Source organism: Sphingobacterium sp. MYb382, assembly GCF_037572665.1.
Classification (GTDB): Bacteria; Bacteroidota; Bacteroidia; order Sphingobacteriales; family Sphingobacteriaceae; genus Sphingobacterium.
Window position 1 is genome coordinate 116,380 of the sequence record NZ_JBBGZT010000005.1, and the last position, 22,178, is coordinate 138,557.

Consider the following 22,178-nt stretch of genomic DNA (forward strand, 5'->3'; position numbering starts at 1 on the left):
ACGTGGTTTATTAATTCTCGTAATAGGGATAATTCTCCTTACTAATTACGTCGATAGGCATATAATTTATCTTCTCCGGGATATGGTTATTCTCCAAGAGATGAAACAAGGACATCACTGCTTGATAGCCTTGTGCAATAGGTTTATGGCAGAACAAGAAGTCAATAACCTCTTTTTCTAGGTAGGCAATATTATCGGGCAAATAGTCGAAGCCCAAAAGACGTATATCGGAATGGTTATGTGCTTCAAGAAAACGAGCCACAGAAGATACCCGCGAGTTCGTCACCAAAATCAACCGTATAGCGGTATTTGAAAGTGCCGTTTGCAAACTGCTTTCTATTGTAGCATAGTCAGTATCTCGAATCAACAGCTTATGTAATTGCTGGCGCATACCTTTTGACTCCATATACTGTAAAACACCTTCTTCTTTACGCAGCAAGTGATGTTGCATCTCCATTTCTTTAGAAATATGAACGAGTAATATTTCATCGCTTGGCTGCACCAAATATTTTATTAGCTGTGCTGCCATGCATCCACTCTGAAAAAGATCGGGTCCGAAATAAGCTTTATTATTTACATTCGGTATATCCGAGTTTAGAAATACGTAAGGAATTGCATGGGTATCACAATAGGTAAAAAGAGGATGTGACTCTACGCGAAACATGGGCGCAAGGACCAGCCCATCAAATTCTTGTTCCATAAGTGCTTCTACCTGCTCGATAAAGGATAAACGTTCATTTTGATCGAACAAACGAAGGTCTATTTGAAAGCTATAAGGTTGTATTTCTGCTGATGCTTTTTCCACCCCTTGCAGGGGCGATTGCCAATAGGCCGATTCTGGAGAATCTTTCGGTATGAGGACCACTATTTGTTTCGTTTTACGGCTAGACAGTGCCCTGGCAATCATATTAGGCTTATAGTCATGCTCCGCCAATACGGCAAGCACCTTTGCTTTAGTCTTTGCCGCAACACCGGGACGGTCATGCAGCACCCGGTCAATAGTGCCAATCGACACCCCGGCTAACCTCGCTAATTCTTTAACCCCTACTAAAGGTTGCTCTTCTTTCATCATCTATTTTCGGTTAAACGTTCATATTTAATACTTCCTTCCACGATGGTCATATATACTTCTAATTCGGCATCAAAAATTACGATATCAGCATCTTTACCCTTTTCTAAGCTTCCTTTTCGATCTTGCACACCAAGAATACGAGCAGGTGTTTCGGTCATCATCCGCACGGCAGCAACCAAGGGGACATCAGCTGCTTTTATATAATTTTTGATAAGCTGATTGGCCGTGGCCACACTTCCCGCAAAAGCGGACCTATCGGGTAACTTAGCAACTCCTTCTTCAATGATCACGGGCAAGCCGTCATTCAGCCTACCCAACACACTAGGTCCTTCAGGCATAGCCGCTCCACGCATAGCATCGGTCACTAAGGCAATATGTTCAGCACCTTTAATTTTATAGATGAGCTTCATCAATGATGATGGCACATGAATACCATCGGCGATAATTTCGACATCCATACCATCGAGGTAATAGCCAGCCTCAATTACACCGGCATAGCGCTTTGCATTTTTACGGATGATGCCCGACATAGCGGAATAGAAGTGCGTAGCTAAACGAAAGCCATGATCATAGGCAAGGACAATCTCTTCAAACAAAGCATCCGTATGCGCTAACGAGGCGATTATACCTTTTGACTGAAGATAGTCTGCAAAATCAAGTGCTCCTTGTAATTCTGGGGCAGCACTCCATCGCACGATATGTGGGGAATAGGCAATGATATCTCGATACTCTATTTCATCAGGATTACGAATATATTTAGGATCTTGAGCTCCACATTGGCCCAAGGATAAATAAGGTCCTTCTAAATGTAGGCCAAGCCATGCGGATCCTTTTGTATTTTGTGGCAACGCTGCAGCATAAGCATCCAGAACGGTATAAATGTGCGATGCCTCGGCGGTAAGCGTTGTGGGGCACATCGCCGTAGTACCATAACGAACATGAACTTCCGCCACGCCCAAGAAGGCTTCTACGGTTCCATCCATAAAGTCGTAACCGCCACCACCATGCACGTGCATATCAATAAATCCAGGAGAAATATACTTTCCGCCAACATCAAAACGGGTAACGTCAGGCCCGACTTCTAGACTTCCCTGACCTACGTTTACGAGTTTACCATCCACAATATAGGCATAGCCATTCTCCAGCACAAAGTCAGCAAAAATAAGGATACCATTCTGTAGTAAAATTTTACTCATGGTTGTATAATTAGGGTTTATTTAAATTGTTAACGTACACAATGATAAATAAAATGTTTTTAACCTCCAAATAGATAGCTTATTACCGACCGCTAAAAAGCCGGATTGCCGACCTAAAATGACGCTATAGGGAATGAAATTTTATTGAAATAAAAAACGAAAATCGACGCTTTCAAAGCCATAAGGGCAGACTATCTGTTTATCTTTTTTTTAAAACGGCACTCAAAAAAATAATTGCAATAAAGAATACCGACAAACCTAAAAAGCGCTAGGACTTAAGGCCTGAAACATCCAGAGCATTTAGATATTTACTATCTTTATACATGCATGTATTGAATAGCGACAACAGCAAACATATCGTGATTCTTGTTCCGCCCGATACCTCCATCTTGGATGTAGCAGGCCCATTAGAAGTGTTTTCCAAAACGGCAGATTACCTCGTACGCCTATCCGATGGCGCAACACGCTACTACACGACACATCTTATTTCAATGAATGGCAACTTGACGCTGCCAACCAATTCAGGTATGCCTGTTATCTGTGAAGGAAGTTTCGAATCCATCAATTATCCCGTCGACACGGTCTTGATTGCTGGGCGCGGTAGCTATAGCGATGGTGCGCCAACCGAAGTACTGCAATGGTTACGGAAATGCCATAAAACATTTCCCAACACACGGATAGGCTCCATTTGTGCAGGGGCGTTTATTTTAGCGGATACGAGTTTACTGGATGGGAAAAGAGCGACAACACATTGGCAACTATCGGATCAACTCGCTGAGCAGTATCCAAACATACACGTAGAGAAGGATCCTATTTATATAAAACAAGGAAATATCTATACCTCTGCTGGTATATCTACAGGAATTGATCTGTCTCTGGCTTTGGTCGAAGAAGATTTAGGAAAAGATATCGCTATAGAAATATCACGCATTTTAGTGCTTTACTTAAAGCGTCCAGGTACACAGTCGCAGTTTAGTAACATCCTGCAAACACAAAAAACAGATTATACCCCCGTAACAGATACCATCAGCTGGATACATGAAAATCTAAATAAAGATTTATCTGTAGAAACATTGGCAGCGAAAGTAGCCATGAGTAGCCGTAACTTTTCGCGCGTATTCTTACGGGAAACAGGTATTACACCGGCCAAATTCGTGGAGAAAGCACGTGTGGAAGCGGCAAGAAGGCGTTTAGCAGAAGCGCATATCAGTTTAGATGAAATCGCTAGAGAATGTGGGCTAGGCAATGCAGATGGTTTGCGGCGACTTTTTAATCGTCACCTGCAAACCACACCTGGAATTTATAGAAAAAACTTTGGTTAATCCTTATACCTTCGCGAAGAACAACAAGGTTCGAACCATTTGCGAAACAAAGGACAATTCATTATCATACCAAGCCACTGTTTTAACCAGCTGCTTATCGCCTAAGCCTACCACCTTCGTTTGTGTAGCATCGAAAATCGATCCATAATGACTACCTATAATATCGCGCGACACCAACTCATCTTCTGTATATCCGTAAGATTCGTTTGCATTAGCCTTCATCACTTCATTGATTTCTTGTGCTGTAGTTGCTTTCGTAAGTAAGGTATACAGCTCTACAACGGAGCCCGCATGGACAGGTACCCTTTGTGAAGAACCGTCTAATTTGCCGTTCAGCTCTGGAATCACTAAGCCTATCGCTTTGGCCGCCCCTGTAGAATAAGGAATAATACTATCAGCCGCAGCTCTAGATTTACGAAAACCATTTTTCTGATCCGGTGAATCCATCAATGGTTGTGAATTTGTATAAGCATGTATCGTACTCATCTGCCCGGAAACAATGCCGAAATGATCATTTAAAACTTTGGCCATAGGCGCTAAACAGTTTGTGGTACAGGACGCAGCGCTAATCAACACATCTTCTTTATGCAGCGTATCATGATTTACGTTGTAAACAATCGTCTTCACATCTTTGTCGGAAGGTGCCGATATAATTACTTTCTTAGCGCCTGCCTGTATATGAAGGCTCGCCTTTTCTTTCGATTCGAAGATACCTGTACATTCAAGAACCACATCGACAGCGAGCTCAGCCCAAGGAAGATCCGCAGGATTACGTGCTGCATAGACTTTAATCTCGGTATCATTGACCAACAAAGCGCTATCATTACTTTTAACATCTGCCGAGAAAACACCTTGAATAGAGTCGTATTTTAGTAAATAGGCCAGCATTTCTGGACTACTAAGGTCATTAATGGCAACAATCTTTACCTCTTCTTGATTATACAATTCGCGAAGCGCCATCCTTCCGATTCTGCCAAATCCATTTATTGCTACTTTTATCATTTTGCTTATTGTTAGTGTATAAACGAAGTTAGTTACAATAAAAGATGGCTCAAATGACAATATTCATTCAATTTAAGACAAAAAAAATAATGGGATAATTTCAGCTATCTACCATAAGCTGTCCTAAGGTTTCTAAATCCATTTTTAAAGTCCACGATATTTATAAACAAGCGTAGCTACCTACTTTTGGGTATTGTCAATACATGCCTGTAGCCACTAACTTCGTGTTGTTTTATATTATTGTTTACAAGGATTCATCTTTAGTTTATTGATTATGCGCATTCGCTATAAACTCTCGTTATTCATTTTTTTACTCTTTTTTGCAGCCTGCAAACGCACCGATTTTGACCAACTGCTCAGAACGCAACAAGAGCAGCAGGAGCAAATTGACAATCATGCAAAACGACTAGAGGCGCTAGAAAAGGCTGTAAAGACGATAAACACAGACATCCTAACCCTTAAACAAATTACCACAGCACTACAGGGAAACATCAGCGTAAAATCATATGAAACGACGCCTACAGGCTATAAATTAATCCTGAGCGATGGCACTGTCCTTAATATATCCAATGGAAAGGATGGTCAAAATGGAACGAACGGCACCAATGGGAAAGACGGTAAAGATGGGATTAATGCGCCCATGCTAGGTGTAAAACAAGATAATGACCTTACCTACTACTGGACCCTTGGCGGTGATTTCATCATAATTAATGGGGCTAAACTTCCTGTAACGGGCAAAAATGGAACAGATGGCACTAATGGTAAAGATGGGGTTACCCCTAAATTGCAAATTGGCAGCGATAACTATTGGATGGCGAGTTACGACAACGGCAATACTTGGGTATATATTACCGATAAAAATGGTGCTAAAATACCAGCTACAGGTGAACAGGGAGCCCCAGGATCAAGCGGGCCACAAGGGCCTCAGGGACCATCAGGCATTAGTGGTTTTGAAATTATTGATGGTAATGGCTTTATTACCATCAAATATGGAGGCGTGCAATACAGCCTACCAAAGCTTAGCTGGCAAGTTTTCGCAGGTTATTTTAATTCTTTTTTCCTTAGTCCTGAAGGGGATTTATATGCCACAGGATTAAATAATCTAGGTCAACTCGGGATTAACCAGAACAACGATGTAAGCATTCCCCAGCTCGTTACCACACAGGTAAAATCAGTGGCTATAGGAGGAAGTTTCGCTTTTATCCTAAAAACAGATGGTAAGGTATACGCAACAGGAGCTAATTATTATGGGCAACTCGCTATAGGAAATAATAACAATCAATTGACACCGACTTATGTCACAGACAATGTTAGTTCCATAGCCGCAGGCTCGGACTTTTCGCTCGTTTTAAAAAATGATGGTTCTTTATATGGTTCAGGTACTAACAATTCTGGACAACTTGGCTTAGGGAACAATTCAAATTATAATAGCTTACAACAAATCACATCGCAGGTATCCGCTATAGCTGCTGGCCATAATTTCTTGCTCGTCCTAAAAACAAATGGAGCATTATATACGGCAGGTTCTAATTTCTATGGACAACTAGGAACAGGCGATTTTAACGATAGAAATAGTTTACAGTTTATTAGTAACGATGTACAAGTTATTGCCGCAGGAAATGCACATAGCATAATCATAAAAAAAGACGGATTTCTATATGCCTCAGGACAAAACAACTATGGGCAACTAGGTCTTGGAAATAGTAATAATAAGTACAACACCTTTCAACAGGTCGCTTCAGGCTTTTCTTCCATTAGCGCTGGTTATGATTTTTCGTTACTCAAAAAAACGGATGGTTCGCTTTGGGCTACAGGAACTAATATCTTTGGTCAATTCGGAATTAGTAGTAAAAGTGATATCAGCACTCCTACCCAAATACTCCAACAGGTAAAAAGCTTCTCCGCAGGCTCAAGACATTCGCTCATCGTAAAATCGGATGGAATACCATACAGCGCAGGCTTGAACGCAACTGGACAGCTTGGACTAGGAACCGTTGAAAATTCCTTTTTTAGCTTTCAACCCGTAAAATTAACTTCAGAATAAAAGAAATAGCAAGAAGGTATTTTTGAATAGCTATACAGCTTTTCCGACATGCTGAACGTAACTACAAAGTTGACGCGGCAAACTAATTTCATTCGATTACTTCTTTTCAAGTGCAATTCAACTATCTTTAAAAGAAATTTTAAAGCGAAAAGTAAATGAAAAAAGTTGTATTCTTATTCACCTTTATTCTAGCGGGCATAGCAGCACAAGCGCAAGAAATCAAATGGATGTCCTTCAATGAGGCACTGGCAGCGCAAGCCAAAGAACGTAAACCCATATTTATGGATGTGTATACGAATTGGTGCGGACCATGCAAAATGTTAGATGCCAAAACTTTTTCGGACGAAAAGTTTATAGCCTATATCTCAAAAAACTACTATGCAGTAAAGTTTAATGCCGAAGGAGATGAAAAGATCACATTCAAGAATAAGCAGTACACTAATCCTAATTACGACGCCAATAGAAAGGGAAGAAATGCAAAGCACGAATTTACGTCATTTTTAAAAGTACCAGGCTATCCGACTATGGTGATTGTGGATGAAAAAGGAAATATAAAACAATCAATAGTAGGCTATCATACGTCTTCTCAATTATTGAACAAACTATAAAAGACAACCTATACGAAAGTGTGTCGTTAAAATAAATGCGGAGCTTGATGAGCTCCGCATTTATTATTTAAGGCTATAATAACCTGGCTGCAAAAGATTAACAACGATACGCAAAATTAATCTCCCCCTTTCTCATTGATTATTTCCAACTTATTCATCACGAGAAATGTTCTTGAAAATATAATTATATCGTAAAGTCTTCTTATCTAACAAAGCCTCACCTAAAACCACACTAGAAAAGTCTATATCTTCTATTTTTTTTGCTGAACTATCTCTTGTATACAAGTAATGCAGGTATACATTACGTCCGACGACACTGTCTATTTTTGGTCTATAATCATCGCCTCGAAGCTCTATTTCCTCAACAAATTCATTTTTATTTTCCTTACAAACCCGTAACGTTACTGTTTCACCAAAGGCACCATGATTCGCTACATAAAGTCTAAAAACCATTTCAGAATGCTGATATTCTTGCAGCAACTTCATATCGTCAGTGACTGAACAAGACTTACTAGCATTAGCACAACAATATAAAAGCGGCGTAAGTAATAATATAAAATTATAATATCTATTCTTTTTAACTTTCATCATTCCTTGCTAACAACAACTCACTAACTACAACCCCAAAGCATATAAATTCCCATCAGTACTTGCGACATAAAGCACATTATCTAGAATAACAGGGCCACCAACAAAAGGACCTAGTTTATACAATTCATCCATCAAATGTACGGTGGTTTTATACAATTCATGCTGCCTATCGCCGGCGATATGGGCAAAATTAATCTCCTCCTTATCATCTAATATTACCTTCTTAAACGACTTGCGTCCCTCCGTTTCGAATAGCGCTGCAATAGATTTTGTTGTCAAATCAATCTGAAATAGCTTACCCGAAAAATCACCAAAAAAAGCGTAGTTACCTTGTAGAGCAATGGGCGAAAAGTTGTATCCATTAGTCTTAATAGCATATAATTTCTCACCGGTAAGCGCATCAAAAGCAATGAATAAATAGGTGTCCGAGGTTGTCACATACACAATGCCATCACGAACGGCTGCCGTTGCTACAATCCAAGCATTTTCTGCGTCAAACTTCCATTGCAATTTTCCATTTTCCGCATCTAGGGCATAGAAAAAACCATCACGAGCACCAATATACAGGTTTCCATTAGCAATCTGGGGTGATGCCTGTATACCTTCCAAACCTCCCTGATACAGCTCATCCGTCTTCGTCTTAAACTTCCACACTAGCGATCCACTTGCTGCATCTAAAGCATACACATAGGTATCCCAGCTACCGAAGTAAACCTTATCGTTGTAGAAAACAGGCCTAGACCGAATAATGCCATTTGTCTTAAACTTCCATTTCAGCTTTCCATCCTTGTCTACGGCATATAAAAATCCATCGCTACTACCGAAACAAATCGTCAAGTCATTATCGTGTCCATAAACTGCTGGTGAAGAGATAAAAACATCATACTGATCCTCCATAAATTCATCCGCCGGCTGCATACCCCATAAACCTGTACCGCTCACCTTTTGCTGTCCCCCCGTCGCAAAGCGCCAAAGCTCCGTACCCGACAACGCATTCACAGCATAATAATTACCATCCGCACTACCGATATAAACAACATCGCCAGACAAGGCTGGCGTGCTACTAACAGCGCCACCAGTTTTAAAAGACCATATTTTGTTACCAGACTTCAAGTCTATAGCGTATAGATTACCATCTTCACTACCGATAAAAGCGCGATTCTTGGATAATGCGGGAGAAGCATACAATTTGCCTGAAGCCTTAAACTTCCATTTCAAGGGGTCTATTTGTTTAGGTATAGAAGTCGACTGTCCCCGAGATAGGTTACTTAGGCCAATCAACAGCATAAAAATTACGAGTTGCTTTTTAAGCATATGACTTACAATTGGTTAATATTCGAGAAATATCACCTAAATTTAGTTTTTTTTTCCGAAATCAATTGTAGCTATTAAAATTTATCATCAAAAAGCGGTTCACATTACAAGTCGCCTTTAGGCTCCTTGAAGAATAGCTTGTGTTTCTTCAATCAGAGAATTCATGAGTAGCTTGGCTTCTCTAAATTTTAAAAGTGGCGCAATTTGACCAGACCAGAAGAAAACCAAGTCTTCACGACGCTGTGCTAAAGCAGCCTTTCGTAAATCAGCCATAAAAGCCGACTGCAAAGGAAAAGGCAAGGTATTATCCGGATTTCTTATTCCATATTGTGAAATTGTAGTACGTCCCCCTCTTCCCAATCGTCCGGTATAACTACGTGTTAAGTCGGTATATTTTGCTGACGCGGAGAAAAGAAAATCGCGGTGCACACGTGTTGCCCCCGACTCATCACAAGCTAAAAATGCCGTACCAATTTGTACCGCATCGGCCCCTAAAATTAAGGCAGAAGCCATGCTACGTCCGTTAACAATGCCACCGGCAGCAATCACGGGTATTTTCACCTTCTCGCGAATTAGCTGCACCAACGCAAAAGTGCCTACCAATGAATGCTCTGCTTTCTCCAAAAACGAAGGTCGATGTCCCCCCGCTTCAAATCCAGACGCTACAATCAAATCAACGCCCACATGCTCCAAAGCCACAGCTTCATCAACGGAGGTAGCCGTGCCTATCAAAACCATCCCTTTGCGATGACATTCTTCAACGATAGCCTCCGATAGTAGCCCGAACATAAAACTGAAAACTTTAGGCTTTATATCGAGAACAGCTTGCAGCTGGTTTTCAAAATGACTTTTAAAGCTTGGTTTCGGTGGCATCTCCAAGCCAAGCTGTTCGAAATATGGACGATAAGCCTCCTTTACTCCTTCAAAAAGAGCATCATCCACCGTCCCGATACTATCGGTATCCGATACCCACAGGTTTAGATTATACGGCTTATCCGTGTTACTACAAATTTGCTGGTGTACCTGGTATATTTCAGCAGGCGTAAGTGTATAAGCGCCAAAACCACCTAGGCCTCCCCATTTGGAAACAGCCGTCGTAAGCTCCACCGTAGAAAGTCCGCCACCGAATGGACCTTGTAAAATAGGATAGTCAATTCCTAGGATTTTTGTTGCTGCAGTAGTATTCCACATAGTGCTTAATTTTTACAAAGGAACATCGGTCAATGTTTTACTAATAATCACCCAATGACCATTAATCAAATGCAGGTTCATAAAATTATAATAGTTCGCATCATACATTTGCACATGCAGTTTTGCAGTAGCAATCGTGTTAATAACCGCTATAGACATTATCTCTGCTTTAAAAGGTTTTCCGGAATCTTTCGGACTAACTCTTCCTTGTACCCCTACAAGGTATTCCTTCACGGTCTTTTTGTAGGGTGCGCCGTTGATATCACCAAACAACAGCGTTTCCTCCTGAAAGATATCTTCCAGCAAACCTATATTACCTTCATAGATTCCTTTAAAGTAATAATTTTCTATACGTTCCCGAATAAGGGTTTCTTGTTCTTTCATCGTATTCATATTTTGAGCATGGATACTGAGATTTATGCCCAGCATCCATACCGATATCATCTTAAAGTTAAGCATTTAACTGATGTCCTGCCCCCATTCCACCATCAACATTAATGATGGCTCCGGTTACAAATTTGTTTTGTGCAACGGCATAGACCATTTTGGCAATTTCTTCCACTTCCCCAACCCGATTAAGTAGGTGTAAACCTGCCGCTTGGTCGACTTGATCACCGTGCATCGGCGTACGTATAATCCCTGCAGCAATGGTATTGACACGAATGTTATCGCGACCAAACTCAGCAGCAAGCTGTAAAGTCAAAGCATGCACAGCACCTTTACTCGCAATAGGCGCTGCAGAAGGAGCTCCACCAAAGGCATGGTAAACAAGTGGCGTACCGATATTGATGATGACGCCATCCTTTTGCTTCAACATTTCTGGAAGGGCAGCCTGGCTAGTGAAGAAAGTTCCTTTCAAATTGGTATCTAAAAAGCGGTCTAAATAGGCTTCATCAACTTCTAGGAAAGGCTTATTTTCAAAAATACCGGCATTGTTGACTAACACGTCGATAGATCCAAATTTCTCCAGTGCCGTCTGTACCAAAGCCTCACCAACCTTCTTGTCGGAGACGCTACCGGCCACGATTGCTAAATTATCTCCACCACCCAATTGTTGAAAAGTTTCCTCCAATTTGGAAGCTGTTTTAGAGTTGATAACCACATTAGCACCTTGATTTAAAAAATAACGTGCCACTTCAAATCCGATGCCCGATGAGGCACCTGTTACGATTACTGTTTGTTGTTTCATTGTTGTATGACTATTTTTTGTCTGATGATATTCCTTGTTCTCTTAAAATGGATACTTGCTCTCCATCGTATCCCCAATTGTCGGTGTCGAATTCCTGAATCACCACATGCGTTAGCATCGGATCTTTGTTTAATATTTCACCAACTAAAGCTGTTACCCCTTGGATAAGTGCTCTTTTTTGCTCGCGCGACACATTTTCGCGCGTAAGTTCAATTTTAATGACTGGCATAAGATTAGAATTTAGTGTTCGGCTGTCGCCTGAAGTTGAATGTTTAAATCAAAAAGATTGTAGATTAAGGTATCGCCAAGATTGGCGAAGAAATTTCCAGAACGGAACTTCATATTGTATTTCGTACGATCAACAGCCAGCAGAGTTTTCAGGTTAACCTGTTCATCAGCAATAGTAACCTCCAGCGTTGCAACCATAGGATGCGTAATACCTTTTATGGTCAGGTTTCCGTCGATGTGGTACTGCCCAGACCCAGCAGGTTCGGCAGTCATGATTTCGAAAATGGCCTCCGGAAATGCTTCCGAACCAAAGAAATCATCTGACGCTAAGTGACCTGCAAACTGTGTATTAGTCTCTTTATCCGTAATGTCCAAAATAGAAATAGACCGGGTATCAACGCTAACTTTTCCGGATTTCAGAAAACCATTTTCAAATAGAATATGACCTTCTTTAATACCGATATTACCGTAATGTTCTCCTGTTATTTTTCTTCCTGTCCAGCGGATGTTACTTTGTGTGCTGTCTATTTTAAAATTTTGTATGTCCATCGTTTTTATATTTTGATGGAACAAAGTTGCGACCTATGCGGGAGAAGATGGTGTGATGTACATCACCGATTTCAATTAGCCGTTATGTAGTCTGCTCAGGGTCTCGCGGGAAACACCCAGATAAGCAGCAATAAGGTTTTTAGGCACTAAATTATATAATTGAGGATACATGCTCAGCAGCTCTTCGTAACGATGCTTGGTGTCATTATTCATGAACGACAGCAATCGTTTTTGTGAAGCTACATAGCCCTTATTCGTTCGCCAACGGAAAAAATGCTCTACGGCATGAAACTCCGAGCACAGTTTCTCGCGATTTGCATTGGACAAACGTAAGACCACCGCATCGGTAATGCAGTCCACATGTATACTGGCTTTGTTATGGCTGTAAAGGGCATCAAAATCCGATGTCCACCAATTTGGCATTGCAAATTGCAGAATAAACATTTTCAGATCGTCATTCAGGTAAAATGCTTTTAGGCATCCTTCAACCACGAAATATTCATGATCTACCACATCACCTTCCTGAATAATAACCTGTCCCTTTTTGTAGGTTTGAAGCTCGAAATGCGAAAAGACATGTTCAAATGCATCCGACGACAAGTCGATCATGTTGGCCATATGCCGTTGAAGAATTTCTTTTGGATCCATCCCAGTGTTTCTTGTTAAAATATACCCTATTTCGATGCTTTAATACCTGTCGCTATCCCCATAGCCTAACAAATATAAAATATCTAGGCACATTCTACCTCCTGCTACAGCTCATTTCTATTAAAATGAAGTTACTAGCATTAGTTTATGATTATGGAGATGATAAAATAGGCCTTCATAAAGCAAGCGTTCAGTTATTAGCAATAACTGAACGCTATACCTACTGCTTAAGCTATCGCTATATTTAAGTAGCCCATGCTCTATCGCCCTTTTTATAAGGCAAATCGCCATCATACTTACCCGGTATAGCCACATACCTTAGTGACTCGGTAGCCCCAAGTTCAGAGCTAAAAAAGCCTAACATCGTCAGTTGGCGCAACAGCGTAAAGTAATGTACAGGCATTTCTGCAGTTTTAGTTTTATCATATGCTGCACGTTCTTGATCAATAGCCCGCAACAGTTCCGTACGGTCTCCTTGTTTCAAAGTCTGAAAGTCAATTCCATGTTTTTCCTTCGCTAGTGCATCTATAGATAGCAATCCGGCCAAGAAAATCTGTTGCGTATCTTCCGCATAACAATCGCGCACGATGACAGGTATTACACTCCCTACGCCTGCCTCTTTAGCACCTGGCGTAGCGGTTTTAGGCAAAATTGTTTCTGCTATATTTCCTAGGAAATCAATATTTTCTGCGGTAAACAATTGAACCACCTGTGGAGATGCCGCTCGTGAGCATCCCTCCAAAAATAGCTGACTACCTATTATTGTACCTCCAAATAATAAGGACATCCTTCTTAAAGCTTCTCTTCTATCCATTTTTATTGGTATTTAGATATTTCCTTTCTTTAGTTCACTTACGGCATAATCTACCGCACGTGCAGTCATAGCCATGTAGGTCAATGATGGGTTTACACAAGCTGAAGATGTCATGGCAGCACCATCCGTTACAAACACATTCTTAGCATCCCACACTTGATTGTTGCCATTTAAAACGGAAGACTTCGGATCCCGACCCATTCGAGCAGTCCCCATTTCATGAATCCCCTGTCCAAATCCGTAGGTATTATTATAGGTATACACATCTTTAACACCTGCCGCTTCTAACATAGCTTTAGCTTCCTCCACCATATCCTTACGCATTCTAATTTCATTCTCTCTTATCTCAGCATCCATCGCTAAAACAGGAAGACCCCATTTATCTTTTTTATCTTTATCTAAAAAGATACGATTCTCATGGTACGGGAGGATTTCACCAAAGCCACCTAAGCCTATCGTCCAGCTACCAGGCTCGCTAAGCGCTTCTTTCAAATCGCCACCAATCTGCATTTCTGCAATGTTGCGCCACCATCCTTCACGGCTAGCACCACCTTGATAGCCAAATCCACGCACATAATCGCGTTTATCATCCACCACATTTTGGAAACGCGGTACATAAACCCCATTTGCCCTACGCCCATAATAATACTTATCCTCAAAACCTTCGATACGTCCTCCAGCACCGACACCAAGGTGATGATCCATCACATTATGTCCCAATTCACCACTACTACTTCCCAATCCGTTATCCCATACATCTGTTGCTGAATTCATCAATACCCAAGCCGAATTAAGGGCGGAAGCATTTAGAAAAATTACTTTAGCAAAGTACTGGTACGTTTGGTTGTTCTCGGCATCTATAATTTCTACACCGGTAGCCTTTTGTGTATCCTTATCATAGAGGATACGCGTAACAATAGACCAAGGACGAACAGTCAAATTCCCTGTTTTCATAGCCGCTGGTAGTGTCGCCGATTGTGTGCTAAAATAAGCCCCAAAATTACATCCCAACCAACATTTATTCTGGTACTGACAATTTACACGCCCATTATGTGGCACCGTTATATTGGCCGTTCTTCCGATAATAAAATGGCGCTTACTACCATACTGCGCCTTAATACGCGCAGCGACGTCCTTTTCGACGACATTCATATCCATCGGAGGCATAAACTCCCCATCCGGAAGGATATCCAAACCATCTCTATTTCCACTGATTCCAGCAAAACGCTCTACATAGCTATACCATGGTGCTAAATCAGCATAACGAATAGGCCAGTCAACGCCAAAGCCATCTTTAACATTTGCTTCAAAGTCTAGATCACTCAGTCGATAGCTTTGACGACCCCATATCAAAGAGCGTCCCCCCACTTGATAGCCCCTAAACCAATCAAATCGCTTCACCTCTACATAGGGACTTTCCTGTTCGTTAACCCAGAAGCTCTCATTAGCCCCGTTCAACACATAATCTCGTTTTAATACCGGGTGATTCTTAATCATCTCCTGCGTACGCTCTCCCCTATGCTCAAAATCCCACGGATTTTTATTGGCATTCACATAATCTTTAATATGCACAACGTTACGACCACGCTCCAGCATTAGCGTTTTCAAGCCCTTTTCAGAAAGCTCTTTGGCCGCCCAGCCCCCACTAATACCCGAACCGATGACGATGGCATCATAGACGTTCTCCTTACTCATTTCTTATCTCTCTTTATTTAAAAATTAGTACTAAAATGTTTACAGATGCTAGCATCCTACTTAAGCCCATCATGCAAAAACAAAGTACAATCTACTTACCTAAAGCACATTGCTTATCACATAAAATGGAACACATCAAAAAAACAACAAGGCAATATTAAGCAATTTTGCATATTATTGCATAATAATATTTTAAATAGATGAATGCACAAAAAACACAAAAGATCCATTTCCATGATGATGGAACGATACCGAACAGTAAATTACCCGTAATTGTATACTACAGCATTACGGATGTAATAGATAAATCAACATGGTTTGAGCAGAACTTTGCAAAAAACAACTGGAGAAATAATTGGCGAGATATCATCCTTCCTTACGATCATTTTCATAGCAATACGCATGAAATTTTAGGAATAAGTAAAGGTATTGTTACGCTAAACATCGGTGGAGCAAAAGGGAAGCAGCTACTATTAAGCGCTGGCGATGCCCTCCTCTTACCTGCTGGCGTTGGGCATTATTTCGTTTCTTCAGCAGGAGCATATGAGGTCGTTGGCGGATATCCTGATGGCGGCAACTGGAACTTACTGCAAGAACTAGGCGCAGATAAAGATTCCATTTATGCAGAGATTGATAGCTTGGAAATTCCCCAGCTAGATCCGATACATGGATTAGATGGGCCTATGCACAAATACTGGAAGAAATAACGCTTACCAAACTAGTTACACCCTTAAAAAAGCGTTTAATATCCGACTTCCATGCAAAGGCATTAGCCGTAAAATAAAACATAAAAAAACAGGTAGCCCATAATGGAACTACCTGCTGGGTACTATTGAGGAAATAAATACTTTCAAACTAATAACGATTTAACCTCCAAAGCACCTTAAGGATTTATAAATCCCTAATTTCAAATTCGCCTACACCAAGTCATGTAAAAAACGCTCCTTACAATAAGTTCTCTTTAACGTAAGCGCTACTTTTAGTAATCGAACCTATATGATCAGGGGTATAGTTGTTTTCATGTTCTACGAAGAAATACTTCATTCCCGAGATCTTTTTAGCGCGGAATATAGACTTATAGTCAAGACTACCCGAACCAATCTCTGTATTTAAATTTGGATTCGATTTGTCAACATCTTTAATGTGCCACAAGGTGAAACGGCCACGGTTTTGTTTAAACAAGTCTTCCGGTTTAACACCCGACTTGATCACCCAATACATATCCATTTCAAAATCAACCAATTTCTTATTTGTATTTTGTAGCAAGATATCAAGACCGGTTTTACCGTCATATTTTATGAATTCAAAATCGTGGTTATGATAAGCTAACTTTAAACCAGCTTGCTTGCATAAAAGTCCCGCACGGTTAAGTTTTTTAGCTACTTCATAATAGTCTTGCCCACTGGTGCGTACGTCCGCATCAAGCCAAGGGATAGTTACATATTTTAAACCCAACGTTTTCGCAGCCGCTATGGCAGCATGAAGTTCAGTCTCATCCCCATTTTTAAAGTAAGGTGTCATATTGAAATGACCACTTACAGCATTCAATTTACTTTCTGCTAGTAACGCCTTCAACGCAGTAGCATCTAATCCCCAAAATTGATCTTTACTATTAAAACCATAAAGCTCTACTTGCGTATATCCAGCAGCAGCAACATCTTTCAAAACGCTTGCAACATTTCCTGGAAGTATCTCTCGCAAAGAGTACAATTGCAAACCAACATCTTTCGTTTTTTGTGCCTTAACTTGGCTAAAAGCAGTAAACACTAACATCGCTACAAAAACAATTTGTAGCATCTTCTTCTGATAAATAAACATAGTACGCATAAATAATAAAAAGTCTCTTCCTTAAACACGGAAACCAAAGAAGTCACAATAATAACAAACTTTTGCAATATCGCAAAAGTTCGCATTACATTCGTTACAATTATTATTGGTGTTTTGAGTACGTTAATCCTGCTTTTACTGGCTAAATCCAGCCCTATTCACAAGCATCATTAAGCCAGATTTTTAATAAACGTACTGATATCCAGCATCGCTGCAGCACCTTGCTTTTGATTTACATCCTGCTTAAAAAACTGAATAAATCCATGTTCCACTTGTGGATATTCTTTAAAAAACACAGGAACATCAGCCTTAATCAATTTATCAGCATATTCTTTACACTCATCCTTAAGGGGATCTAAACTACCCACAACGATAAGCGCAGGGGGTAAATTATCTACGGCACCAACTAATGGAAAAGCGTATGGATTTTGTGCTTCTTTCTCAAAATCGGCGACATACATCTTGCGCACAAATTCGGCTACGGCATAGGTCGGAAAATAATCATTGCCCAAAGCTTTAAAAGATGCCGAATGTGTGTACGGAGACAAGGTCGGGTAAAACAGCAGTTGTGCCAAAACGCTAACCTTCGATTCTTTTTTATCCCGTAAGTATTGCACCAATGATGCACTCAAGGTGGCACCAGCACTATCCCCTGCAACCAATATCTTATTTACATCACCACCATATACAGCAATATGCTCCTTAATCCATAATAACGCGGTGTAACAATCCTCAAATCCTGCTGGGAACTGATGTTCGGGAGATAAGCGGTAATCTATCGATAACACAAGCGCTTGGTTATCGTTGGCCAAGGCACGCGTCAACACCTCATGCGTATCTAAATCTCCCGACACAAATCCGCCACCATGGATAAATAAAATTACAGGACGTTTTTTATCCTCGCTACCTAAGCCAACAAACAGCTTAGCATAAATCGTTCTGTCCTCCTCTTTGGTTGGGATATTAATTTCATGAACCTCGACCACCTCATCTTTCTCGCCTGCTAGCGGTATCATATTGCGGTAATCCCGACGCATGATTTCTACTTGTTGTTTATCTACACTTGATATTCTATACTTTTCCATTTCTATATTATTTTAAATATGTACGTCACATTATCTACTCGATAATCTTCTTGCTATCCGATCCACTTTTTAAAAACCCGCAATACCGTTGGCATCACCAGGTAGACCATAAGGCTCGAAATAATTAGTGCCACCACTATTCCTTTTACCAAGGATGAGCTAAAATCTAAACCAACAAACAAGGCCGATACCAACTGAGGAACTATTACTGTCAGCGGATATACCGCAATAAAAGAAACAAGAACCTGCTTAGCGCGACATTTACTTTTCTCAGGCATCGGAGAAAACCAAAAAAGGTTCCGGTTTACCTGTTCAATTCTGTTCGTTATATAGTCTTTAGCATCTTCTTCCAAAAGCCTAATACGCGTCGCGGAATGCATCCATTTTGTAGCATCATCAAAAGTTCGAAAGCACAGCACGATGGTCATATTTTCTTCTTCCGCAAGCGGAGGAAGCTGAAGCATATCAATAAATCCGTCCTCCTGCTCGGTAGCTTCCTTTAGTTTTTTATACCAGCTGGTCGATTCAAAACTAGCCGCGCTCGTAAGCTTATATTTTACAATTACCGTGCTGACCATGTACACTTGCTACTATAACTTTGTAATACATCGCCAATTATGCCTTTAATACACCGGCATGGTGATAAATATGTTTATGCTCTAGAAAATCTTCCAGCGCCCCCAGCCCATTAAGCCTGCCTAAGCCGCTGTATTTATAGCCACCTTCTTCAAATTCATCATTTACTTGTGCCCAGTCATTAATCCAGACCGTACCAGCGTCCAACGCACGCACCACCTGCAAAGGCAGATCTACGTCTGTACTCCACACTGACGCCGCCAGCCCATATACATTATCATTAGCCAATGCTATGGCCTCTTCGGCAGTATCAAACACCTGAACAGTGGCTACAGGGCCAAAAGTTTCTTCCTGAACGATAGCCATGCTATTATCCGTTACCAATAGCAAAGTAGGATGATAAAAAGCACCTACTGTTAATTTCCCTTCACGAGCTTTTCCACCCCGAACCAGCACCTTAGCGCCCTCGGCAATTGCTTTTTCGACCACCTGGTCAACCCTGTCGACATTAGCACGGTCAATCATCGGCCCCATATCACTGCTGCCGTCCGATGCAGGCCCTACTTTAACCTCTGCCAATCGCTTGCCTAATTTTTCTATCAGCGCATCGGCAATCCCCCTTTGCACCAAAATTCGGCTCCCCGTCATACAAAACTGACCTGCAAATACTGTAATTGCCTTTTCCAAAGCAGGAACTGCAGCCTCCAAATTGGCATCATTAAAAACCAGCATCGGCGTCTTGCCGCCCAGCTCAAAACCAAATTTCTTCAGCTGAGGAGCACCATTTCTCATCAGTATTTTGCCCGTTTGTGTACTTCCTGTATAAGAAATAGTCGGTACATCTTTGGACTCCACCAGCAAAGCAGCACCATCACTACCACTTTCCGTGAATTGATTAATCACCCCTTGCGGCAAGCTTTTTACGGAAGCGAAAACCTCATTAATCTTAGCATTAATTTGTGCCGTTTGTGCGGGCATTTTTATCACCGCCGTACAGCCCGCTGCCAGTGCAGGAGCCAAAGAGCGGATCATCAAAATAATAGGTGAGTTCCATGGCGCAATAATTCCGGCAACGCCAATAGCCTCCGTAAGCACCATACTATACGAGCCCGGTTTAGTTTCTAAAGCCCTCCCCGTTTGTGTTAATACCTGTGCGGCATAATACCGTAATTTTGGAGCCACCATACTAAACTCAAAAGCTGCTTCACCCTTTATTTTACCATTTTCTAAGCTCAAAAGTTCAACAAGTTCCGACTCATAGACTTCAAATTGATGTGCCAATTCGTTCAATACTTGGTACCTCAATGGTCTATTACTTTTCCAATCGCTATCTTTAAATGCAGCTAAAGCAGCTGCTATCGCTTGTTCAGCCTCCTGTTTGCCACCATCAGCATAAGTGCCAATTTTTTCTCCTGTGGCTGGGTTAAAACTATCCTTATGGACACCACTATCTACCCATTTACCGTTAATCCAATTCGTTACCGTTTTCATCGTACTAAGAGATTATGTGATTAATTATACCTGTGCTTTTATCCTTAATTTCCATTTTTTATAGCTTCAGCAATCTTCTCGGCTATCATAATAACCGTCGGATTAGGCGCTGCCGAAACAGCATCCGGAAATATAGAGGCATCTACGACGCGTAAGCCTTGCGTCTTATAAACCTTTCCTGTGAAATCGACCACCGCCGTAGGATCATTTTCTTCCCCCATAGGTGCTGTCGAAAAAGGATGATGATAGGTGTCTAATGAATATTGTACCGACGCTAACAGATCTTCCTCCGTTGTTGCCTGTTTTCCAGGATTCAACTCTTGTACGACGATAGCATTAAATGGAGCCGTCTCCCCTAGCGTACGCGCTATTTTTATACCTTCTAAGAGTCTATCTCTATCCTCTTTTTCGGCTAAAAAGTTTAAGTCGATAAGCGGAGCATCCTCCGGATTGGTGCTTGCCAACTGGAGACTCCCTTTAGATTTCGGGTTTGTTAAGGCTACAGCGAGTACAACGCCAACTTTTGTCGGACTTTGCTCATGTGGAAACAAATGTGTCGCCGTGATATGCAAATCCAGTTCCCCTTCTTTAGCAAAAGAAGATTTTGTCCATACTTTAGCACCGATTACCGGAGTCTGATCACCTATCTTGTCGGCATCTACAGCATAAGCATTATAGTAAAAAGGATGGTCGTAGAGCTTCTCCCCAACGGGAAGATCCGCTTGAACAGGGATTCCCAGTTGCGCCAAATGTGCTTTAGGGCCGACACCCGAACGCAACAAGATAGCAGCGCTACCATAAGTACCCGAAGAAAGAATAATTTCTTTGCCTTTAAATAGCCTTCCATCGGCTAGCAAAATGCCAACCGCCTTTTGTCCTTCAAATACCACTTTATCGGCCAACGCATCACCAACAACCGTAAGGTTATCTCTTCCACGCACAGATTCATCCAAATAAGCCATCCCCGTATTGTAGCGAACACCATGAACAATGTTCATGGGATAAGCACCCACGCCATGCTGCTGATCGGCGTTAAAATCGTTAATTTCGGAATAGCCTAATGTTTTCGATGCCTCAATAAAGAGCTGTTGCATAGGGCTTACTTCAGCCTTGGTCATCTGATGGATAACAAAAGGGCCGGTGTTTCCATGCCATGCGCTACCTTCAATCGAAGAGCTCTCCATCTTTTTGTAATATGGGAATACATCATCCCAAGTAAACCCTTTGATATGATACACCTTCGACCAACGGTCAAAATCGGCAGGCAATGCACGTACCGCAACGGCACCATTCACACTAGAGCTACCGCCCAAAATTTTCCCACGGATAGCACCAATCGGATGGTTTACATAAGAACCTGCCACCGATTTATAGCCCCATTCATAGCGAGGGTCGCCATTGGCCCCTAATACATTGCTGCTGGCAATGGCATCGGGATAGCCTTTTTTATCAAATACAGATCCTGCTTCAAGTACCAATATCTTTTTGTCGGCATTTTCAGATAATCTATTCCCAAGAACAGATCCTGAGGAACCAGCGCCAACAATGATGTAGTCGTAATCTACATGGCTGGCTAATGTTGTGTGTTCTGCTTTCATCCTTTTAATTTTTAGAATTAATAAAACATCATTCAATCAAGTATTTACATACACATTGAATACACAACAAAATTAGAAAGGAAGGATAGGTCAGGGAAGGTAGAAACCCGAATATATGCTGTCATTTCACGAAAAAAC

General features: G+C 41.3%; 23 protein-coding genes. 5 read left to right on the forward strand and 18 right to left on the reverse strand.

Annotated elements, in window-relative coordinates:
- Positions 1-10: 10 nt before the first annotated feature.
- Both WH223_RS00505 and nagA read right to left on the reverse strand, forming a co-directional pair.
- Complete coding sequence (locus WH223_RS00505) at positions 11-1,072, reverse strand: LacI family DNA-binding transcriptional regulator (protein WP_340045560.1); 1,062 nt, start codon at positions 1,070-1,072, stop codon at positions 11-13.
- Positions 1,069-2,268, reverse strand: a complete 1,200-nt coding sequence (gene nagA, locus WH223_RS00510) for an N-acetylglucosamine-6-phosphate deacetylase (RefSeq protein ID WP_340045561.1) — start codon at positions 2,266-2,268, stop codon at positions 1,069-1,071. Before nagA ends, WH223_RS00505 begins: the two co-directional genes overlap by 4 nt.
- Before the next feature lie 323 nt (positions 2,269-2,591).
- On the opposite strand from nagA, the gene WH223_RS00515 reads away from it, so the two are divergent.
- Positions 2,592-3,590, forward strand: coding sequence for a GlxA family transcriptional regulator (locus WH223_RS00515; RefSeq protein WP_340045562.1), 999 nt, complete (start codon positions 2,592-2,594; stop codon positions 3,588-3,590).
- Between the two features lie 3 nt (positions 3,591-3,593).
- Here the strand turns inward: WH223_RS00515 and gap are convergent, their stop codons facing one another.
- Complete coding sequence (gene gap / locus WH223_RS00520; protein ID WP_340045563.1) at positions 3,594-4,592, reverse strand: type I glyceraldehyde-3-phosphate dehydrogenase; 999 nt, start codon at positions 4,590-4,592, stop codon at positions 3,594-3,596.
- Between the two features lie 274 nt (positions 4,593-4,866).
- Between gap and WH223_RS00525 the strand changes: the two genes are divergently transcribed.
- Together WH223_RS00525 and WH223_RS00530 are read left to right on the forward strand one after the other, a co-directional pair.
- A complete protein-coding gene (locus WH223_RS00525) occupies positions 4,867-6,636 on the forward strand; it encodes an RCC1 domain-containing protein (protein ID WP_340045564.1) in 1,770 nt (589 codons plus the stop codon).
- 155 nt (positions 6,637-6,791) lie between these two features.
- Positions 6,792-7,244, forward strand: a complete 453-nt coding sequence (locus WH223_RS00530; RefSeq protein WP_340045565.1) for a thioredoxin family protein — start codon at positions 6,792-6,794, stop codon at positions 7,242-7,244.
- 150 nt (positions 7,245-7,394) lie between these two features.
- On the opposite strand, the gene WH223_RS00535 is transcribed toward WH223_RS00530, so the two are convergent.
- The 8 genes from WH223_RS00535 to WH223_RS00570 all read right to left on the reverse strand — a co-directional run bounded on the left by WH223_RS00535 (position 7,395) and on the right by WH223_RS00570 (position 12,924).
- Positions 7,395-7,835 (reverse strand): hypothetical protein, encoded by a 441-nt coding sequence (locus tag WH223_RS00535; protein ID WP_340045566.1) that lies wholly within the window; start codon positions 7,833-7,835, stop codon positions 7,395-7,397.
- Between the two features lie 24 nt (positions 7,836-7,859).
- Entirely contained in the window at positions 7,860-9,149 is a 1,290-nt protein-coding gene (locus WH223_RS00540) for a PQQ-binding-like beta-propeller repeat protein (protein ID WP_340045567.1), read from the reverse strand.
- A 117-nt stretch (positions 9,150-9,266) separates the two neighbouring features.
- Positions 9,267-10,340, reverse strand: a complete 1,074-nt coding sequence (locus WH223_RS00545) for an NAD(P)H-dependent flavin oxidoreductase (RefSeq protein WP_340045568.1) — start codon at positions 10,338-10,340, stop codon at positions 9,267-9,269.
- Between the two features lie 12 nt (positions 10,341-10,352).
- Positions 10,353-10,724, reverse strand: coding sequence for a nuclear transport factor 2 family protein (locus WH223_RS00550; RefSeq protein ID WP_340045569.1), 372 nt, complete (start codon positions 10,722-10,724; stop codon positions 10,353-10,355).
- 67 nt (positions 10,725-10,791) lie between these two features.
- Positions 10,792-11,529, reverse strand: coding sequence for an SDR family NAD(P)-dependent oxidoreductase (locus WH223_RS00555; protein WP_340045570.1), 738 nt, complete (start codon positions 11,527-11,529; stop codon positions 10,792-10,794).
- Positions 11,530-11,539: 10 nt separating this feature from the next.
- Positions 11,540-11,758, reverse strand: a complete 219-nt coding sequence (locus WH223_RS00560) for a tautomerase family protein (RefSeq protein ID WP_340045571.1) — start codon at positions 11,756-11,758, stop codon at positions 11,540-11,542.
- An 11-nt stretch (positions 11,759-11,769) separates the two neighbouring features.
- On the reverse strand, positions 11,770-12,306 hold the full coding sequence (locus WH223_RS00565) for a YceI family protein (RefSeq protein WP_340045572.1): 537 nt from the start codon (positions 12,304-12,306) through the stop codon (positions 11,770-11,772).
- 75 nt (positions 12,307-12,381) lie between these two features.
- Positions 12,382-12,924 (reverse strand): Crp/Fnr family transcriptional regulator, encoded by a 543-nt coding sequence (locus WH223_RS00570; RefSeq protein WP_340045573.1) that lies wholly within the window; start codon positions 12,922-12,924, stop codon positions 12,382-12,384.
- Positions 12,925-13,079: 155 nt separating this feature from the next.
- On the opposite strand from WH223_RS00570, the gene WH223_RS00575 reads away from it, so the two are divergent.
- A complete protein-coding gene (locus WH223_RS00575) occupies positions 13,080-13,202 on the forward strand; it encodes a hypothetical protein (RefSeq protein ID WP_340045574.1) in 123 nt (40 codons plus the stop codon).
- Here the strand turns inward: WH223_RS00575 and WH223_RS00580 are convergent.
- Together WH223_RS00580 and WH223_RS00585 are read right to left on the reverse strand one after the other, a co-directional pair.
- Positions 13,199-13,768, reverse strand: coding sequence for a gluconate 2-dehydrogenase subunit 3 family protein (locus WH223_RS00580; protein WP_340045575.1), 570 nt, complete (start codon positions 13,766-13,768; stop codon positions 13,199-13,201). The two genes, WH223_RS00575 and WH223_RS00580, sit on opposite strands and share 4 nt — an antisense overlap.
- Positions 13,769-13,780: 12 nt before the next feature.
- The gene (locus tag WH223_RS00585; RefSeq protein ID WP_340045576.1) at positions 13,781-15,463 is read right to left on the reverse strand and encodes a GMC family oxidoreductase; all 1,683 of its coding nucleotides are present in this window, start codon (positions 15,461-15,463) and stop codon (positions 13,781-13,783) included.
- A gap of 200 nt (positions 15,464-15,663) precedes the next feature.
- Here WH223_RS00585 and WH223_RS00590 point away from each other — a divergent pair, with 200 nt between their 5' ends.
- Positions 15,664-16,170, forward strand: coding sequence for a hypothetical protein (locus WH223_RS00590; RefSeq protein WP_340045577.1), 507 nt, complete (start codon positions 15,664-15,666; stop codon positions 16,168-16,170).
- Positions 16,171-16,408: 238 nt separating this feature from the next.
- Here the strand turns inward: WH223_RS00590 and WH223_RS00595 are convergent, their stop codons facing one another.
- The 5 genes from WH223_RS00595 to WH223_RS00615 all read right to left on the reverse strand — a co-directional run bounded on the left by WH223_RS00595 (position 16,409) and on the right by WH223_RS00615 (position 22,040).
- The gene (locus tag WH223_RS00595) at positions 16,409-17,260 is read right to left on the reverse strand and encodes a sugar phosphate isomerase/epimerase family protein (protein ID WP_340045578.1); all 852 of its coding nucleotides are present in this window, start codon (positions 17,258-17,260) and stop codon (positions 16,409-16,411) included.
- A 200-nt stretch (positions 17,261-17,460) separates the two neighbouring features.
- A complete protein-coding gene (locus tag WH223_RS00600; protein WP_340045579.1) occupies positions 17,461-18,375 on the reverse strand; it encodes an alpha/beta hydrolase in 915 nt (304 codons plus the stop codon).
- Positions 18,376-18,428: 53 nt separating this feature from the next.
- Entirely contained in the window at positions 18,429-18,953 is a 525-nt protein-coding gene (locus WH223_RS00605) for a hypothetical protein (protein ID WP_340045580.1), read from the reverse strand.
- 37 nt (positions 18,954-18,990) lie between these two features.
- Entirely contained in the window at positions 18,991-20,442 is a 1,452-nt protein-coding gene (locus WH223_RS00610; RefSeq protein ID WP_340045581.1) for an aldehyde dehydrogenase family protein, read from the reverse strand.
- A gap of 44 nt (positions 20,443-20,486) precedes the next feature.
- Positions 20,487-22,040: a GMC family oxidoreductase gene (locus WH223_RS00615; RefSeq protein ID WP_340045582.1), complete on the reverse strand. Its 1,554-nt coding sequence runs from the start codon at positions 22,038-22,040 to the stop codon at positions 20,487-20,489.
- Between the last annotated feature and the right edge of the window lie 138 nt (positions 22,041-22,178).

What these genes read in the sequence shown, in the direction of transcription:
- WH223_RS00570 (WP_340045573.1), bottom strand. Translation starts at nt 12,924, where the DNA reads ATGGCCAACATGATCGACTTGTCGTCGGATGCATTTGAACATGTCTTT.
- WH223_RS00550 (WP_340045569.1), bottom strand. Translation starts at nt 10,724, where the DNA reads ATGAAAGAACAAGAAACCCTTATTCGGGAACGTATAGAAAATTATTAC.
- WH223_RS00565 (WP_340045572.1), bottom strand. Translation starts at nt 12,306, where the DNA reads ATGGACATACAAAATTTTAAAATAGACAGCACACAAAGTAACATCCGC.
- WH223_RS00545 (WP_340045568.1), bottom strand. Translation starts at nt 10,340, where the DNA reads ATGTGGAATACTACTGCAGCAACAAAAATCCTAGGAATTGACTATCCT.
- WH223_RS00535 (WP_340045566.1), bottom strand. Translation starts at nt 7,835, where the DNA reads ATGATGAAAGTTAAAAAGAATAGATATTATAATTTTATATTATTACTT.
- WH223_RS00525 (WP_340045564.1), top strand. Translation starts at nt 4,867, where the DNA reads ATGCGCATTCGCTATAAACTCTCGTTATTCATTTTTTTACTCTTTTTT.
- WH223_RS00585 (WP_340045576.1), bottom strand. Translation starts at nt 15,463, where the DNA reads ATGAGTAAGGAGAACGTCTATGATGCCATCGTCATCGGTTCGGGTATT.
- gap (WP_340045563.1), bottom strand. Translation starts at nt 4,592, where the DNA reads ATGATAAAAGTAGCAATAAATGGATTTGGCAGAATCGGAAGGATGGCG.
- nagA (WP_340045561.1), bottom strand. Translation starts at nt 2,268, where the DNA reads ATGAGTAAAATTTTACTACAGAATGGTATCCTTATTTTTGCTGACTTT.
- WH223_RS00540 (WP_340045567.1), bottom strand. Translation starts at nt 9,149, where the DNA reads ATGCTTAAAAAGCAACTCGTAATTTTTATGCTGTTGATTGGCCTAAGT.
- WH223_RS00530 (WP_340045565.1), top strand. Translation starts at nt 6,792, where the DNA reads ATGAAAAAAGTTGTATTCTTATTCACCTTTATTCTAGCGGGCATAGCA.
- WH223_RS00615 (WP_340045582.1), bottom strand. Translation starts at nt 22,040, where the DNA reads ATGAAAGCAGAACACACAACATTAGCCAGCCATGTAGATTACGACTAC.
- WH223_RS00580 (WP_340045575.1), bottom strand. Translation starts at nt 13,768, where the DNA reads ATGGATAGAAGAGAAGCTTTAAGAAGGATGTCCTTATTATTTGGAGGT.
- WH223_RS00590 (WP_340045577.1), top strand. Translation starts at nt 15,664, where the DNA reads ATGAATGCACAAAAAACACAAAAGATCCATTTCCATGATGATGGAACG.
- WH223_RS00575 (WP_340045574.1), top strand. Translation starts at nt 13,080, where the DNA reads ATGAAGTTACTAGCATTAGTTTATGATTATGGAGATGATAAAATAGGC.
- WH223_RS00605 (WP_340045580.1), bottom strand. Translation starts at nt 18,953, where the DNA reads ATGGTCAGCACGGTAATTGTAAAATATAAGCTTACGAGCGCGGCTAGT.
- WH223_RS00555 (WP_340045570.1), bottom strand. Translation starts at nt 11,529, where the DNA reads ATGAAACAACAAACAGTAATCGTAACAGGTGCCTCATCGGGCATCGGA.
- WH223_RS00600 (WP_340045579.1), bottom strand. Translation starts at nt 18,375, where the DNA reads ATGGAAAAGTATAGAATATCAAGTGTAGATAAACAACAAGTAGAAATC.
- WH223_RS00505 (WP_340045560.1), bottom strand. Translation starts at nt 1,072, where the DNA reads ATGATGAAAGAAGAGCAACCTTTAGTAGGGGTTAAAGAATTAGCGAGG.
- WH223_RS00515 (WP_340045562.1), top strand. Translation starts at nt 2,592, where the DNA reads ATGCATGTATTGAATAGCGACAACAGCAAACATATCGTGATTCTTGTT.
- WH223_RS00595 (WP_340045578.1), bottom strand. Translation starts at nt 17,260, where the DNA reads ATGCTACAAATTGTTTTTGTAGCGATGTTAGTGTTTACTGCTTTTAGC.
- WH223_RS00610 (WP_340045581.1), bottom strand. Translation starts at nt 20,442, where the DNA reads ATGAAAACGGTAACGAATTGGATTAACGGTAAATGGGTAGATAGTGGT.
- WH223_RS00560 (WP_340045571.1), bottom strand. Translation starts at nt 11,758, where the DNA reads ATGCCAGTCATTAAAATTGAACTTACGCGCGAAAATGTGTCGCGCGAG.